Annotated in this window: 18 protein-coding genes; 17 read left to right on the top strand and 1 reads right to left on the bottom strand. The window is 45.7% G+C overall.

Going from position 1 to position 14,595, the window contains the following annotated elements; translation table 11 throughout:
• Positions 1-96 precede the first annotated feature (96 nt).
• The 17 genes from BMY75_RS09990 to BMY75_RS09910 all read left to right on the top strand — a co-directional run bounded on the left by BMY75_RS09990 (position 97) and on the right by BMY75_RS09910 (position 13,565).
• Entirely contained in the window at positions 97-711 is a 615-nt protein-coding gene (locus BMY75_RS09990) for an alpha/beta hydrolase (RefSeq protein WP_074833339.1), read from the top strand.
• Positions 708-1,907, top strand: a complete 1,200-nt coding sequence (gene hisZ / locus BMY75_RS09985) for an ATP phosphoribosyltransferase regulatory subunit (RefSeq protein ID WP_074833337.1) — start codon at positions 708-710, stop codon at positions 1,905-1,907. The genes BMY75_RS09990 and hisZ overlap by 4 nt, the downstream gene beginning before the upstream one ends.
• A 24-nt stretch (positions 1,908-1,931) precedes the next feature.
• Positions 1,932-2,564 carry an ATP phosphoribosyltransferase gene (gene hisG, locus BMY75_RS09980; protein ID WP_037290249.1) on the top strand — a complete coding sequence of 211 codons (633 nt, stop codon included), beginning with the start codon at positions 1,932-1,934 and terminating at the stop codon, positions 2,562-2,564.
• Between the two features lie 26 nt (positions 2,565-2,590).
• Entirely contained in the window at positions 2,591-3,883 is a 1,293-nt protein-coding gene (hisD, locus tag BMY75_RS09975; protein ID WP_074833335.1) for a histidinol dehydrogenase, read from the top strand.
• Positions 3,883-4,584, top strand: a complete 702-nt coding sequence (locus BMY75_RS09970; protein WP_074833332.1) for a polysaccharide deacetylase family protein — start codon at positions 3,883-3,885, stop codon at positions 4,582-4,584. The genes hisD and BMY75_RS09970 overlap by 1 nt, the downstream gene beginning before the upstream one ends.
• 36 nt (positions 4,585-4,620) lie before the next feature.
• On the top strand, positions 4,621-5,793 hold the full coding sequence (locus tag BMY75_RS09965) for a DUF6348 family protein (RefSeq protein ID WP_074833330.1): 1,173 nt from the start codon (positions 4,621-4,623) through the stop codon (positions 5,791-5,793).
• Positions 5,794-5,807: 14 nt separating this feature from the next.
• Positions 5,808-6,386, top strand: coding sequence for an imidazoleglycerol-phosphate dehydratase HisB (hisB, locus tag BMY75_RS09960; protein ID WP_074833605.1), 579 nt, complete (start codon positions 5,808-5,810; stop codon positions 6,384-6,386).
• Entirely contained in the window at positions 6,386-6,991 is a 606-nt protein-coding gene (gene hisH / locus BMY75_RS09955) for an imidazole glycerol phosphate synthase subunit HisH (protein WP_074833327.1), read from the top strand. The genes hisB and hisH overlap by 1 nt, the downstream gene beginning before the upstream one ends.
• Before the next feature lie 289 nt (positions 6,992-7,280).
• A complete protein-coding gene (locus BMY75_RS09950) occupies positions 7,281-8,072 on the top strand; it encodes a class I SAM-dependent methyltransferase (protein WP_074833603.1) in 792 nt (263 codons plus the stop codon).
• A 36-nt stretch (positions 8,073-8,108) separates the two neighbouring features.
• Positions 8,109-8,864, top strand: coding sequence for an imidazole glycerol phosphate synthase subunit HisF (gene hisF, locus BMY75_RS09945; protein ID WP_074833325.1), 756 nt, complete (start codon positions 8,109-8,111; stop codon positions 8,862-8,864).
• Positions 8,865-8,868: 4 nt separating this feature from the next.
• On the top strand, positions 8,869-9,525 hold the full coding sequence (locus BMY75_RS18730; protein WP_347499933.1) for a DUF3795 domain-containing protein: 657 nt from the start codon (positions 8,869-8,871) through the stop codon (positions 9,523-9,525).
• Positions 9,525-9,920 carry a GNAT family N-acetyltransferase gene (locus tag BMY75_RS09935; RefSeq protein WP_074833322.1) on the top strand — a complete coding sequence of 132 codons (396 nt, stop codon included), beginning with the start codon at positions 9,525-9,527 and terminating at the stop codon, positions 9,918-9,920. The genes BMY75_RS18730 and BMY75_RS09935 overlap by 1 nt, the downstream gene beginning before the upstream one ends.
• A 16-nt stretch (positions 9,921-9,936) precedes the next feature.
• Complete coding sequence (locus BMY75_RS09930) at positions 9,937-10,425, top strand: hypothetical protein (RefSeq protein WP_074833319.1); 489 nt, start codon at positions 9,937-9,939, stop codon at positions 10,423-10,425.
• A complete protein-coding gene (gene hisI / locus BMY75_RS09925) occupies positions 10,418-10,786 on the top strand; it encodes a phosphoribosyl-AMP cyclohydrolase (protein WP_074833317.1) in 369 nt (122 codons plus the stop codon). Before BMY75_RS09930 ends, hisI begins: the two co-directional genes overlap by 8 nt.
• Complete coding sequence (hisE, locus tag BMY75_RS09920) at positions 10,786-11,124, top strand: phosphoribosyl-ATP diphosphatase (protein ID WP_013498752.1); 339 nt, start codon at positions 10,786-10,788, stop codon at positions 11,122-11,124. The genes hisI and hisE overlap by 1 nt, the downstream gene beginning before the upstream one ends.
• Before the next feature lie 128 nt (positions 11,125-11,252).
• Entirely contained in the window at positions 11,253-12,020 is a 768-nt protein-coding gene (locus BMY75_RS09915) for a hypothetical protein (RefSeq protein ID WP_074833314.1), read from the top strand.
• Between the two features lie 234 nt (positions 12,021-12,254).
• On the top strand, positions 12,255-13,565 hold the full coding sequence (locus BMY75_RS09910; RefSeq protein ID WP_074833312.1) for an alpha-amylase family glycosyl hydrolase: 1,311 nt from the start codon (positions 12,255-12,257) through the stop codon (positions 13,563-13,565).
• A gap of 75 nt (positions 13,566-13,640) precedes the next feature.
• Here BMY75_RS09910 and BMY75_RS09905 read toward each other — a convergent pair whose 3' ends face one another.
• Positions 13,641-14,588 carry a TIGR03943 family putative permease subunit gene (locus BMY75_RS09905; protein WP_074833310.1) on the bottom strand — a complete coding sequence of 316 codons (948 nt, stop codon included), beginning with the start codon at positions 14,586-14,588 and terminating at the stop codon, positions 13,641-13,643.
• Positions 14,589-14,595: the final 7 nt, after the last annotated feature.

Here is a 14,595-nt window from a genome sequence, read left to right as displayed (position 1 = left end):
GACAAATCTTTGTCAGTATGCTAAAATATATCATGTTGATAATATGATACTATGTTAGCACTTTACTATAATAAATCGAACTAAAGAGTGACCGGAATGAAACGACAAATAATCTATATCCACGGCAAAGGCGGCACCGCCGATGAAGCTTTGCATTATGCGCCTCTTTTTGCAGGCGATGAAGTTACAGGCTTCGATTATAAGTCGCATACACCGTGGGAAGCTGAAAAAGAGTTTTCAGAATATTTTGACAAGCAGACCAAAGACTGCGGTGAAGTTATCCTGATAGCCAACAGCATTGGCGCTTATCTTTCGATGGCTTCGCTTCACGATAAAAAGATATCACAGGCATTTTTCATATCTCCCATAGTTGATATGGAAAAGCTCATAACCGATATGATGGCTTGGGAGAATATCACCGAGCAGGAACTTAATGACAGGAAAGAGATACCCACAAAATTCGGCGAGACACTTTCGTGGGAATACCTCTGCTATGTACGCGAACACACGATAAAATGGCATATCCCGACACATATCATATACGGCGATAAAGACAGCCTGACTTCATACGATACTGTAAAAGCTTTTGCGGAAAGGATATCCGCAGAAATCAGCGTTATGAAAGACGGCGAGCATTGGTTCCATACCGATGAACAGATGGCATTTATAGACGAAACTATTAAAAATCATTATAAAGGAAAGATAGTATGAAAAGATATGATCTTATAACCCCCGAGGGTACCAGAGACCTTTTGTTTGAAGACTGCCTTGCAAGGCGCAAGGTGGAGAAGACCCTTGCCGCTCTCTTTGAGGGCTTTGGCTACAGCGAAGTTGTTACTCCCGGCATCGAATTCTATGATGCTTTCAGCGGAAGCACCAGAAATTTCAGACAGGAGAGCCTTTACAAGCTTACAGATTCCAAGGGCAGACTTATAGTTATGCGCCCCGATTCCACTATACCGATAGCAAGACTTGCGGCTACAAGACTTAAAGATTCCGATTCTCCCCTGAGACTTTACTACAACCAGAGCGTATTCTCCAACAATGCTCTGCTGAAAGGACGTTCCGATGAAGTTGTTCAGGCTGGTATCGAGCTTATCGGAGGCGACAATGTAAAGCGTGCCGACCTTGAAGTTCTCTGCACCGCTGTTGAAGCACTTGCAAGCTTTGATAAGGATAATTTCCGCCTTGAGATAGGTCATATCGGCTATTTTAAAGAGCTGGTTACTCAGCTGAACGTTGATGACGACGTTATCGAGGAGATAAGGATGCTCATATCCTCCAAGAATTTCCCCGCCCTCAATGACCTGCTGGACGAGATAGGCGACAACGAGATAACTCGAGCACTGAAACAGCTCCCCAGCCTTTTCGGCGGTATCGAAGTTCTTGACAAGGCAAGCGATATCTACGCAAACGACAAGATAACAGGTATACTCTACAATCTGAGAAAGGTGTTCAACCGCCTTTCAAGCCTTGGTTACGAGGGCAAGATATCCGTTGACCTTGGTATCGTAAGCCATACCGATTACTACACAGGCATCGTCTTCAAGGGTTATCTCTCCGAGGTTGGACAGTCCGTACTCAAAGGTGGAAGATACGACAACCTTATCGGTTCTTTCGGTAAGGAGCTTCCCGCTGTTGGCTTTGGCGTGAATGTAGATTCCGTAGCTCTGCATCTGGAGCGCATCGGAGCAAATCCCGCAAGCAAGCCTGTTGACGCTGTTATCTTTGGTGAAAAGGGCTATGTAGTTGAAGCTATGGCTCATGCCCAGAAGCTGGTACGTGAGGGCTGCAAGCTTGAACATTCGCTGTTCAATTCTTACGAAGAGACAGTTGAGTATGCAAAGAGCAAGGGCATCAAGAAAGTTATCACCGTAGGTGAAGAGATCACCGAAAACAATATATAAGAGCATTTGAGAGGAGTTAGAAAAATGAATAAACCTTTGAGGATAGCTCTTACCAAGGGCAGACTTGAAAAGGATACTGTTGGACTGCTGGAGAAGATAGGCTATGACTGCACTTCCATCAGAGAAAAGGGCAGAAAGCTGATACTTCCCGTGCCTGACGGCAACCTTGAAGTTGTGCTAGCAAAAGCTAATGACGTAATTACATATGTTGAACACGGCGTCTGCGATATGGGCGTTGTGGGCAAGGATACCATACAGGAGATGGAAGGCAAGTTCTACGAGCTGGTAGACCTTGGCTTTGGCAGATGCCGTTTCGCACTTGCCACCAAAAAGGGACAGAGCTTCTACGGTGGATACAATGTGAAGACTCTGGCTACCAAGTACCCTAACATCACCCGCAAGCATTTTGAAAGCAAGGGCATGGACGTTGATATAATCAAGATAGAGGGTTCTGTAGAACTGGCACCCCTGCTTGAACTGGCTGACGGCATCGTTGATATCGTTGAGACAGGCACTACACTGAAAGAAAACGGTCTTGAGATAATCGAGGACAACATCTGCCCCATATCCGCAAGACTTATCGTTAATACAGTAAGCATGAAGATGCGCCAGAGCGAGATAGAGAACTTTGTTTCTCTGGTTGAGAAAAATCTGTGATGGCAGATTTTAAGGAGGGTATACAAATGTCACTTATAAAGAAGATATATGTAAACGGCAAGGACGAAGTCGAGTTTTTCAAGCAGCTTGAAGAAAGAAGCGGCGAGACCGACAAGAAAGTATCTGCCGTTGTAAATGAGATAATAGATACAGTAAGAAAGGGCGGCGACGCAGCTGTCAAGGCTTATACCGAGAAGTTTGACGGCAAGCTCCCCGAGTATTACGAAGTTCCCCGCGATGTTATAAACGATGCTATGACAGAAGCGGACCCCGATTTTGTAAATGCGCTTCTGAATTCCATCGAGAATATAACCGACTTCCACAACAGACAGAAGTCCCGCAGCTTTGTAAACACCAAGGCTGACGGCTGTATCCTTGGTCAGAAGGTTAGAGGTCTTGATAAGGTAGGTCTTTACGTACCCGGCGGCACGGCTGCTTATCCTTCATCTGTACTGATGAACGCTATCCCCGCAAAGATAGCAGGTGTTAAGGAAATAATCATGGTGACACCTCCCCTGAAGGACGGCACACCAAATAAGGATATACTTGTAGCAGCAGGTCTCTGCGGCGTTGACAGAGTATTCATGTCAGGCGGTGCACAGGCTATCGCGGCACTGGCTTACGGCACCGAGGAGATACCAAAGGTGGATAAGATAGTAGGCCCCGGAAACATCTACGTTGCAACTGCAAAGAAGCTGCTTTACGGCGTAGTTGATATCGACATGGTAGCAGGCCCCAGCGAGATACTGGTCATGGCTGACGAAACAGCTGACCCTAAGTTCGTAGCCGCAGACCTTATGTCACAGGCTGAGCACGACAAGCTTGCTTCTTCAATACTTGTTACTACCAGCGAAAAGCTTGCTGATGAAACCATCGCCGAGGTAGAGAGACAGATGGCCTATCTTGAAAGAAAAGACATCATAAAGTACTCTCTGGAGAACTACGGTGCAATTATCATCTGCAACACCAAGGACGAAGCTGTTGATATGGCTAACAGATGTGCTCCCGAGCACCTTGAAGTTCTCTTTGAGAATCCTCTGGAATACGTTGGCAGACTTGATAACGCAGGTTCTATCTTCCTGGGTCAGTACGCTTCCGAGCCTCTCGGTGACTACTATGCAGGCCCCAACCACGTTCTTCCTACCAGCGGCACAGCAAGATTCTTCTCGCCTCTGGGTGTAAACAGCTTTGAGAAGCGTTCCAGCTTCATTTACTACACTGAGGAAGCACTTCGTCAGGCTAAGGACGATATCGTTCTCGTGGCTGAAAAAGAGGGTCTGACCGCACACGCAAATGCAATCAAGGTAAGGTTTGAATAATGATAACCGCGATCCTTACTATTGATGATATCGCTTCAAAGAATACTCCCGCTATCGTAGACTATCTCTGCGATAACGGGATTAAAGCGGTTATGTTCGCTTGGGGCGAAATGGTAGAGCGTAATTACGATAACGCTGTCTATGCGCTGAAAAAGGGCATGATTGTGGGAAACCACAGCTATTCTCATCCTGCATTTTCTCAGCTGTCACTTGAAGAGTGTATCGCTGAGATAGAAAAGTGCGAGCAGATACTGGACAAGCTGTACAAAGACGCAGGTGTAGAGCGCAGGTTCAGACCTTTCCGTTTTCCCTACGGTGATAAGGGCGGTGCAAACAAAGAAGCTCTGCAAAAATATCTTACAGAGAAGAAATTCGATAAGCTCGATGACCGCAGTATAACTTATCCATGGTGGAAAGGACAGGGTCTTGATAAGGATATCGACACTTTCTGGACGTTTGATTTTGCCGAGTACAATATCCGCAAGGGAAGCGATTTTACCTCAGAAGATGTAATGAAGAGGATAAATGACACTGCTCCCGCAACAGGCGCACCTTTACTGGCTGACGGTGGAAGTCATATAATACTGCTTCATGCCCATGACGAGACCGAAGAACTTGTACCGCAGTATTACAAGACATATCTGGGCTATGTTTTAGATAATGGCGTTAAGTTTGCCGAACCCGGATTTATAGCAAGATAAAGCAGTATATCGCGGACAAAGAACGGAAGTGAGATAATGGGTCTTTTTGACAGATTCAAGCCAACGCAGTCTGATGAAATGAGAGTGTTTGAAAGGCTTGCGGGCAAAAATAAAAAAGGTATAATCAATAATAAAGATAACAGCATTTATTTTGAAGAATACAAGCTGAAAATATTCCTTTCGCATTGCGGCACAGAAAACATTGGCGACAGGTATTCGGCGACCCTGTTTTTCAGGATAGATAATGAGGATTTTGAAGAGCCGATCTATGAACCCTCTGTCGGACTCGGTACCTCAAAAGAAGAGGCTCTTGACAGAGCTTCGGATCAGTTTGTTTCCGTGATGCTGTCTGTCGTACTGTCATTTCAGTGCGATGATATGAGCACTATGAAAAACAGATTCGACGGCAGAGAACATATCTACAAATACCCATGCTCACTGCCTGTTACCTGTCAGGGAAACGGCAAGTCGCGCAGTAAAGCTCCCTTAGATATAGTTAAGGATGAACTTCAGATTTATCTGGGTGCCAGAAAGTATACATGGGTGAAGCTCTTTGTGGGTCGTACAGGCAGTGAAGTCAGCTGTGAGGCAAGAGTAAACGGGCTGATCGTCCCCGAGCTTTCGGATAAGCTGAAAGACTATGCGGAGCAGGACGAAGACAAGACCGTTATTCTTATGGAAAAGCAGTGTATTCTTTTCGTTCAGGATGATAAGACCTTCAGAAAGCTTAGATATAAGCCTGAAAAGGTCAAAGAATACGCTTTGCAGGCTATTCCGGTTATAGCTAATATACATGATGACAAAAGTTGGGATGAGGGCTTTAAAAAGATAAACTCTTTTACGCATGACTATCTGCTGACTCAGGAACTGATAAATTTTATTCCTGAGATAGTGGCACTGAGTTGTTTTTCGTATATAAAGCATACCTCCGACATTACACTGAACATTGACGATAATGAAACGATCTATCTAAAAAAGCATCAGCTGACGGCATGGTGTTCCTGTGAGGTAGCTGTTGAAGAGATGCTTTCAAGCGGGAAAGTTGATGATAAGTTTCTCGGGGCGGTCATGCATTATTGTTCCTCCTATTATAATCTGATGTGCGATCTTTTCAGCAAATACACAGTGGATCAGATAAAAGGCGGAAATATTTGCTTTCGCAGTTTGACCTGTTCGTTTCCGCTGGAATATAAGGATAAGATCTATTGATTGAGGTGAAAAAAATGAGAAAAGCTGAGATAAAAAGAAAGACCCGCGAGACCGACATCGAGGTTTTTGTAGACCTGGACGGCAGCGGAAAAGTTGAGATAGATACGGGCATAGGTTTTTTTGACCATATGTTAACTGCGTTTGGCGTACACAGCGGTATTGACCTTAAAGTAAAGTGCAAGGGCGACCTTTATGTGGACGCTCACCACTCGGTGGAAGATACGGGTATATGCATAGGCAAGGCTTTTGCCGAAGCGCTGGGTGATAAGGGCGGTATCGCGAGATACGGTACAGCTTATGTGCCTATGGACGAAGCTCTCAGCTTCTGTTCACTTGATATCAGCGGCAGACCTTTCCTTGTTTTCAAGGCAGAATTCCACGATGACCGCTGCGGACAGTATGATAACTGTCTTACCGAAGAGTTTTTCCGCGCTTTCGCTTTCAATGCGGGGATAACTCTCCACGTAAAAGAAGAATACGGCAATAACGACCACCATATTATCGAAGCCATGTTCAAGGCTGTGGCACACGCATTAAAAGATGCCATGGTAGAAACAGGCAAGGGTGTTCTTTCTACAAAAGGGGTGTTGTGATGATCGCTATAATCGATTACGGAGCAGGAAATATATTCTCCGTTAAAAACGCGCTTGACCATCTGGGGGTGGAAAGCAAGCTGACTGATAAAAAGGAAGACCTTATTGCGGCTGATGAGATAATCCTGCCCGGTGTGGGTGCTTTTCCATGGGCTATGAATATGCTGAAAAACAGCGGTCTGGTTGATACTATAAAGGAGCAGGCTAAGGTAAAGCCTTTTCTTGGTATATGTCTTGGTATGCAGCTGCTTTTTGAGAAGAGCTTTGAGTTTGAAGAGTGTGACGGTCTGGGACTTATTATGGGCCGCGTTGACAAGATAACTGACCCGGGTCTGGTAATACCTCACATGGGCTGGAACAAGCTTGAATATAATAAAGAGGTTCCTATTTTCAAGGGCCTCGGAAATGATGAGTATGTTTATTTCGTACACAGCTACAAGGCTTTCTGTGAGAGTGAGGATAATCTTTATGCTTACAGCGAATACGGTTCAAAAGTTCCCGCAGTGGTAGGCGACAACGGATTTGTTTACGGCTGTCAATTCCATCCCGAAAAGAGCGGTGAGACAGGACTTAAAATCCTCAGAAATTTTGCAGAACTTGTTTAAGATTTATATAATATAGTATTCGATTTTCAAGATGCAGCCCCTGTACAGTATGACACGTCCACGTTTGCCGATCTGGACCACCTTATCTCAGACTGCCTCTGCGGTCATTCGCGGTCAGCCTGCCATCGTGCGCACAGGTCTTTCTACTATCAGGGTTTTTTGAGAAAAAGTTGTACGTTTTTGTACAACTCTTGCAGAAATATGTCTGAGTTAAATAAAAAATCATATTTCTGCACGAAATCTCAGGTGAGTTTTGTTGCAGATCGACGACAGTTTTGAGGTGAGAACAATGGAGATAAGCAGAACAAATATAGATAACGGAAACAAGTTCGACTGGGGAAAGGCATCGCAGGATTACGCAAAGTACCGCGATATCTACCCCGAGGAATTTTATAAAAAGCTGGTGGAGCTTGGTATCGGCATCAAGGGGCAGAAGGTGCTGGATATTGGTACAGGCACAGGTGTTCTGCCAAGGAATATGTATTCCTACGGCGCTGAATGGACAGGTACGGATATCTCAGAAGAGCAGATAGCTCAGGCTAAGGCATTATCCGAAAACGGCGGTATGGATATCAGATATTTTGCCTGCCCTGCTGAAAAGCTTGGGGATATCAAAAACAGATTCGATGTTCTCACTGCCTGCCAGTGCTACTGGTATTTTGAGCATGAAAAGACAGCTCCGCAGTTCAGCGGATTGCTGAACGAGGGCGGAAAAGTTGCTTTTCTGATGATGAACTGGCTGCCTTTTGAGGACGAGATAGCAGGTAAGACAGAAGAACTCGTTCTGAAATACAACCCCGAATGGACAGGCGGCGGGGACAAGATGAAGCCCATGTTCGTTCCCGAGCCTTATCTTGAATATTTTGATGTTGAAGACAGCGGAGAATTCCTGCTGAACGTGCATTTTACCAGAGAAAGCTGGAACGGCAGGATAAGAGCCTGCCGCGGCATCGGAGCGTCTTCGCTTACCGAGGAACAGAAGTCCGAATGGGAAAAAGAACATCTGGCGATGCTGGCAGGATATCCGCAGGAGTTCGATATCAAGCACTATGCGGCGTATGTGGTGCTGAAGAAAAAGTGACGATACACATAATATTACCGATATGGAGGTAAAAATATGCTTGCTAAAAGAATAATACCATGTCTTGACGTGCGTGACGGCAAGGTAGTCAAGGGTGTAAATTTTGAGGGCATCAAGGAGGTAGGCGACCCTGTTGAGTGTGCCTGCGAGTACAACAAGCAGGGTGCTGATGAGATAGTATTCTATGATATAACTGCTTCCCACGAGGGCAGGGGAGTGATGCTTGACGTAGTACGTAACACTGCGAAAAAGGTGTTCGTTCCGCTGACAGTTGGCGGCGGTATCAAGACCGTTGATGATATCCGTGAAACTCTGCGTGCGGGTGCGGACAAGGTCTCCGTGAACTCACAGGCTGTGCAGAATCCTCAGCTGATAAAGGACGGTGCCGATATCTTCGGCAGTCAGTGCATTTGCGTTGGTGTGGATGCCAAGGCTATCGGGGAGAATAAATGGACAGTTTTCATAAACGGCGGACGTATCGATATGAAGATGGACTTGATCGACTGGGTCAAGAAATGCGAACAGCTTGGTGCAGGTGAGATATGTCTTAACTCCATAGATACCGACGGTGTGCGCGGCGGTTTTGATCTGCCTATGCTGAAAGCTGTTGTTGACGCTGTGAAGATACCTGTTATCGCATCGGGTGGTGCGGGAAAGCTGGGCGATTTTGCGGAGGCATTCCTTGAAACGGACTGTTCTGCGGCACTTGCAGCAAGTCTCTTCCATTTCCATGAGCTGACAGTAGGTCAGGTCAAGGAAGACTGCCGCAGCAAGGGCATCATCGTAAGGTGATATCATGAGCAAAAGCGTAAGCGTCTGCGGTATTGACTGCTTGGATTGTTACTGCTTTGAAAAAGGTATGTGTACGGGCTGCCACAGCAATAAGGGAAAAGTTTTCCACTGTCCACCCGATACGGAATGTGCCATATACAACTGCTGTGTGACCAAGAATGGTCATACCGATTGTTCGGAATGCGGAGACATCCCCTGTGATATCTGGAAAAGCACCCGCGACCCGAAATACACAGATGAAGAATTCGAGAAAAATATCGCTGACAGGATAGATATGCTGAAAAACGGCAGACTTTGTTTTTCTTCCGACTATGCAGACGTTAGTCTCTGGAAGAACAAAGTTCTTATCAAATGGAAAAAGGAAGCCAAGTTCGATAATTACCGCAAGCCTACCACGGCGGCGCTGGAACTTCTCAGAAAATACGGCTGTGACTTCGTAATCGATGCGAGAAACGGCTTTGAGGACGAGAAAGAAGATGTTGAGTGGGGCTTTTCATTTCTTCTGCCCGAGATGGCTAAGACTGGCTGTAAAACTGTCTGGTTCATAATGACCGAGGTCAATGAGGACGAGATTGGCGAAGAGATGGATATGTGGAGCGCCGAATTCCTGAAATATTTTAATGTCAGAAAAGTTGACAGCCCCATGAAGGTGGGTGTATAATGGTAGTATACAAAGATACCCATAGGTTCACAGCGAAACAGCTGGAAAGATTGTTTTTATCCGTGAAATGGGAATCGGGGAAGTATCCAGAAAAGCTTGTAAAGGCTATGCGCGGCTACCATACGGTTTTCAGCGCCTGGGAAAATGATGAGCTTGTGGGTCTGGTCTGTGCCATGGACGATGGCATCATGACGGCGTATGTGCATTTTCTTCTGGTAGACCCGCGCTGTCAAGGCATGGGTATAGGTCATGAGCTTATCAGTCGCATAAAGGAGCATTACAAGGATTATCTGAGCATAGTTATCATCGCCTACAAGGACAAAACAGGCTTTTACGGGAAGTGCGGTTTTGATCTTGACGATTCGGCTGTGCCTATGCATATCACAAAGCTTTGAAAGCGAGGAGAGATCGATGGGATACAGCGAGATGAAATGTCCGCACTGCGGCAAGATGAACAGAGAATCCTGCAACGCGTGGATGTACGGAAGTCCGATACGTACCTGCAAAAAGTGCGGCGACAAGTACCTCGACCGACGCTACCGCGAACCCGCTGTGCAGGGCTTTGATCAGAGGACTACCGATGCGAACCTGTACAAGACAGTCAGTATAATATGCGGTGCTGTACTGGTGTTGGTGTACTTCTGGTACAGATTCACCACTCAAAACTATGGGTACTACACCAATTATCAGGTAGCTTTCCTGATAATGCTGCCCCTTGCGCTGGTGGGCTGCCTGATACAGTTTTTCCGCATAAAAAGCGGAGCTATGGATAAGGCTAATGCGAAATATCTTGCTGAAAGCGAAGAGCGTATGAAAGACAGGCAGTATGTTGCCGATCTCATCGCCAACGGGTACAAAGTGCCTGAAAAATATCTTGATAACGGAGGAAACGATGGCTGAAAATAATTACATCAAAATAGACATGAATGACCTTGACAAATACTTTCTCAAAAGTGAGCTTATCCCTGCGATATGTTATGAAGTCAACACAAAGACCGTGCTTATGCTGGCATATATGAACAAGGAGAGCCTAAAAAAGACTCTGGAAACAGGCTATACATGGTTCTGGAGCAGATCAAGGCAGGAATACTGGAACAAGGGCGCTACCAGCGGTCATCTGCAAAAGGTAGTATCTATCTACGGTGACTGCGATGACGATACACTGCTGGTGAATGTTGAGCAGACAGGCGTAGCCTGCCATACAGGTTCATACAGCTGCTTCTTTAAGGAAATGTACAATGAAAATGAGGAGGAAAAATAATGACAGTATATCAGGAGATATTTGAGGTATTAAAGGCAAGAAAAGAGCAGTTCGACAAGGGTGAAGCACCCGAGAAGAGCTACACCTGCTATCTGTATCAGCAGGGTGTTGACAAGATCTGCAAGAAGGTAGGCGAGGAAGCTGCCGAGACTATCATCGCGGCTAAGAACGGCGACAATGCCGAGCTTATGAATGAGATCAACGATCTGCTTTACCATGTTATGGTACTGGCAGTTAATCAGGGTCTTGACTGGGCAGATGTTGAGAAGGTACTTGACGAGAGAAACGAAAAGATCGGCAATCTCAAGCAGTTCAAGACAGTTGACAAGAATACCTGATATAAAGGATAAAAAATACTATCAAGGCGGCGGAAGTATTTCTGCCGCTTTTTTGCACACTTTCCGCATATCCCGAATATGATGTAGAGAAGCAAAAAACTTCATAATCTTATTCGGGAGGTATTCACATGAGCGAAACCATCAACAGACCCAACGGAAGCTTCAAGGAAGCCGTCTGCATCGATGCTATGCGGATATATGATTCATGCAGTGCCCAGGATTGTCTGGAGAATCTGGAATTCACTTTCTCTGATGAAGACCAGACAGCGCTGAACGATGCGGCATACATCAAAACACAGTCCATAGATGTGACGGACATCAATTTTGCCATAAGCCCCGTAGCCTTTAATCAGGGCTTTTATTCGGTGGACGTTACCTACAATTTCCGTGCGCAGATAGAGGTCTTCGACGGCGATAACACACCGCCTGTGGTGATATACGGCACTGCGCTTTTCACCAAAAAGGTGATACTCTACGGCAGTGACGGCGGCACCCAGCGATTTGTTTCGGATGCGGGTCTTGTTACGACACAGGAAACGCCTACCAGCGGATGCGCTTGCTGCAGGTCGCTGTGTACACTTCCCACCGCATCCGTCAGCTTAGTTGAACCCATGTGCCTTGATACAACACTTACCGCCCCGGACCCCGAAACAGGGGAGCGAAACGTGCTTATAACAGTCGGACTGTTTGCTATAATATCCCTTGCCCGCGCAGTGCCGCTGATGGTACCTGTTTACGATTACTGTGTTCCGGGCAGGGAGTGTACCTCAACAAGCGGTACTCCATGCGAGATGTTTGAGCAGATAGATTTCCCCACCAATGAGTTTTTCCCACGAGGAATAGATTCTTCCTGCTGCATGAGAAATACGGAGGCTGCTCAGAAAAACGAAAGCTGATTACAACTGTAAAAACGCTTCTGCCGTGCCTCGGCGGGAGCGTTTTTGCTGTGATGAATATTTGATAATTGTTATAAACGTTTAAGCTACTGGAAATAATTAACCAGCTGTTGTATAAATTGCATAATTATGTTGAAAATATTGTAGTAAAATGAGTATAGCAATTTTAACTAAAACATGGTATAATAATAAAGTCAAATAAGACAAACCATATAAAAAAGGAGAGTAAAAATCATGTGGGCTTATGAAAGCGTTTTTTATCAGATCTATCCTCTGGGTTTCTGCGGTGCGCCCTTTGAGAATGACGGCGTTCAGGAAAGCCGTATATTAAAGGTCATCGACTGGATACCTCACATCAGCAAACTCGGCGCTAATGCTATCTATTTTTCGCCTGTGTTCGATTCCGATACCCATGGCTACAACACCCGTGATTACCGCAAGATAGACTGCCGTCTTGGTACTAACGAAGACTTTGCAAATGTCGTTAAGGAACTCCATGAGGCTGGCATCAAGGTTGTTATCGACGGTGTTTTCAATCATGTGGGCAGAGGTTTCTGGGCTTTTCAGGACGTTCTGCAAAACCGCGAAAATTCGCCTTACAAAGATTGGTTCCATATAAACTTCGGCGGAAACAGCAACTACAATGACGGTCTGTGGTATGAGGGCTGGGAGGGTCATTTTGACCTTGTTAAGCTGAATCTCAGAAATCCCGCAGTTGTAGATCATATCCTCGAGTGTGTTACTCAGTGGGTGAAGGAATTCGATATCGACGGTCTGCGTCTTGACGTTGCTTACTGCCTTGATTTTGATTTTCTTAAAAGACTTCGTCAGCACGCAAACTGGGTCAAGGAAGATTTTGTGCTGATAGGTGAACTGCTTCACGGTGACTATGCGCGCTGGGTCAACGATGAGATGCTTCACAGCTGTACGAACTACGAGTGCTACAAGGGTCTGTATTCAAGCTTCAACAGCATGAATATGTTTGAGATATGCCACTCGCTGAAGAACCAGTTCGGCAGTGAGGGTTGGTGCAGATACCGCGGAAAGCATCTGCTGGCTTTCGTTGATAACCACGATGTTACCCGTGTGGCAAGCATACTTTCCAACGAGAATCATCTGCCCCTTATTTACGGACTTCTCTTCGGTATGCCAGGTATGCCATGCGTATACTATGGTTCTGAATGGGGCACTAAGGCTGACAAAAAGGACGGCGACCCCGCCCTCAGAGTATCCTTTGACAAGCCTGAGTGGAATGAGCTCACCGACCTTATCGCTAAGCTGGCTCATATCCGCATAGAGTACAAGTGCCTAAGCTACGGCAGTATAAACATTCCTGTGCTGACCAACAGACAGTGCATCATCGAGCGTGAATTTGAGGGCGAGCGTATCCTCATAGCCATCAATGCTGATGACCAGCCTTATACCGCTCATTTCGATGCGAGATGTGGTCAGGCTGAGGAACTTATCACAGGTACTGTCCACGATTTTGGTGGCGGCAGCGAGCTTAAGCCTTATTCCGTTGAAGTCTGGAAGATGGAAAGATAAGTTTTTCGAAAGAATAATTTGATATCATATACAAAAATGCTGTACAGTTGATTTGCTGTACAGCATTTGTTTTATTCAGAATGTTGCTATGGGTTCTTTGGGTGGGTCACATTCGTAAAGGTCGGTGATTTTCAGAATGGGTACATCTAAATTCTGCTTTTCATAGTTCTGAACCATAACATCAGCCGTTACCGATACCCATTTTTCGCCCTGCAAAGGGTAGTACCTGTTATACAGTGACAGCAGCCAGCAGAACTCCATATCGGCTTCACAGCAGGTCATGATGTATCGCCCGATGGCAAATACATTCTTCGGGAGTTCCTGCCTTGCAGTTATCAGCGCTTTGAATCTGACAGACTTTCCATGATACTTGGCGGCTTCGTTCATGATATCGTTGTACCATATGGCGTAGTCCTCATCTTTTATAATGATAGTCTCTGCATTGATATCAAAGGGGAGTGGGTCTTCCGTTTCATCGGGGTTCATCACTCCGCTGTCATCGCAGTAGAAGATCTTGCATCGCCTGTTGATTGTCCTGACTATGCGGTGCAGGTCATTTGTATCTGCATTATTCTCGTAGCGGTTGAAGATCACGGTGTCGCTGACGTTAAGTTTGTCGATGATGATGCTTTTGAAATTCTGAAAATACATTTCAAAAACCGAAGCATCAGCCAGGAAAACACTTTCATATACGCCCCAGTTTTCGGGCATATTCGCAAGCAGAGTGTTCATGTGCCACATACCGTTGTACTCAATCACGATTATGTCAGCATTATTCGATTCGGCAAGTTCATCGAGTGTTTTTGCGTCAAGTTCGGTGTCTTCTTCGATAACATGAACCGTAACATTTTTGCCTGTGAACTTTGAAAGGTCATATTCGGTCTCGCCTTCCTCGCACACAAGGATAAGTACGTTTTTGCCCAAGCCGAACTTGTCGTTTGAAACTATCTTCGAGGTAAAAGTAGTCTTTCCGCTTTCAAGGGGACCCAGAAAAAGATAGACAGGTAAGTTCTTTTTGCTCATCGTTCAG

It is taken from the genome of Hominimerdicola alba (assembly GCF_900109655.1).
Taxonomy (GTDB): Bacteria; Bacillota; Clostridia; order Oscillospirales; family Ruminococcaceae; genus Hominimerdicola; species Hominimerdicola alba_B.
The sequence above is the reverse complement of the archived record's forward strand: the minus strand, read 5'-3'. Positions and strand labels throughout refer to the sequence as shown.

Excerpts from the sequence above, each read along its gene's own strand:
- BMY75_RS09990 (WP_074833339.1), top strand. The coding sequence starts at position 97 with ATGAAACGACAAATAATCTATATCCACGGCAAAGGCGGCACCGCCGAT.
- hisZ (WP_074833337.1), top strand. The coding sequence starts at position 708 with ATGAAAAGATATGATCTTATAACCCCCGAGGGTACCAGAGACCTTTTG.
- hisG (WP_037290249.1), top strand. The coding sequence starts at position 1,932 with ATGAATAAACCTTTGAGGATAGCTCTTACCAAGGGCAGACTTGAAAAG.
- hisD (WP_074833335.1), top strand. The coding sequence starts at position 2,591 with ATGTCACTTATAAAGAAGATATATGTAAACGGCAAGGACGAAGTCGAG.
- BMY75_RS09970 (WP_074833332.1), top strand. The coding sequence starts at position 3,883 with ATGATAACCGCGATCCTTACTATTGATGATATCGCTTCAAAGAATACT.
- BMY75_RS09965 (WP_074833330.1), top strand. The coding sequence starts at position 4,621 with ATGGGTCTTTTTGACAGATTCAAGCCAACGCAGTCTGATGAAATGAGA.
- hisB (WP_074833605.1), top strand. The coding sequence starts at position 5,808 with ATGAGAAAAGCTGAGATAAAAAGAAAGACCCGCGAGACCGACATCGAG.
- hisH (WP_074833327.1), top strand. The coding sequence starts at position 6,386 with ATGATCGCTATAATCGATTACGGAGCAGGAAATATATTCTCCGTTAAA.
- BMY75_RS09950 (WP_074833603.1), top strand. The coding sequence starts at position 7,281 with ATGGAGATAAGCAGAACAAATATAGATAACGGAAACAAGTTCGACTGG.
- hisF (WP_074833325.1), top strand. The coding sequence starts at position 8,109 with ATGCTTGCTAAAAGAATAATACCATGTCTTGACGTGCGTGACGGCAAG.
- BMY75_RS18730 (WP_347499933.1), top strand. The coding sequence starts at position 8,869 with ATGAGCAAAAGCGTAAGCGTCTGCGGTATTGACTGCTTGGATTGTTAC.
- BMY75_RS09935 (WP_074833322.1), top strand. The coding sequence starts at position 9,525 with ATGGTAGTATACAAAGATACCCATAGGTTCACAGCGAAACAGCTGGAA.
- BMY75_RS09930 (WP_074833319.1), top strand. The coding sequence starts at position 9,937 with ATGGGATACAGCGAGATGAAATGTCCGCACTGCGGCAAGATGAACAGA.
- hisI (WP_074833317.1), top strand. The coding sequence starts at position 10,418 with ATGGCTGAAAATAATTACATCAAAATAGACATGAATGACCTTGACAAA.
- hisE (WP_013498752.1), top strand. The coding sequence starts at position 10,786 with ATGACAGTATATCAGGAGATATTTGAGGTATTAAAGGCAAGAAAAGAG.
- BMY75_RS09915 (WP_074833314.1), top strand. The coding sequence starts at position 11,253 with ATGAGCGAAACCATCAACAGACCCAACGGAAGCTTCAAGGAAGCCGTC.
- BMY75_RS09910 (WP_074833312.1), top strand. The coding sequence starts at position 12,255 with ATGTGGGCTTATGAAAGCGTTTTTTATCAGATCTATCCTCTGGGTTTC.
- BMY75_RS09905 (WP_074833310.1), bottom strand. The coding sequence starts at position 14,588 with ATGAGCAAAAAGAACTTACCTGTCTATCTTTTTCTGGGTCCCCTTGAA.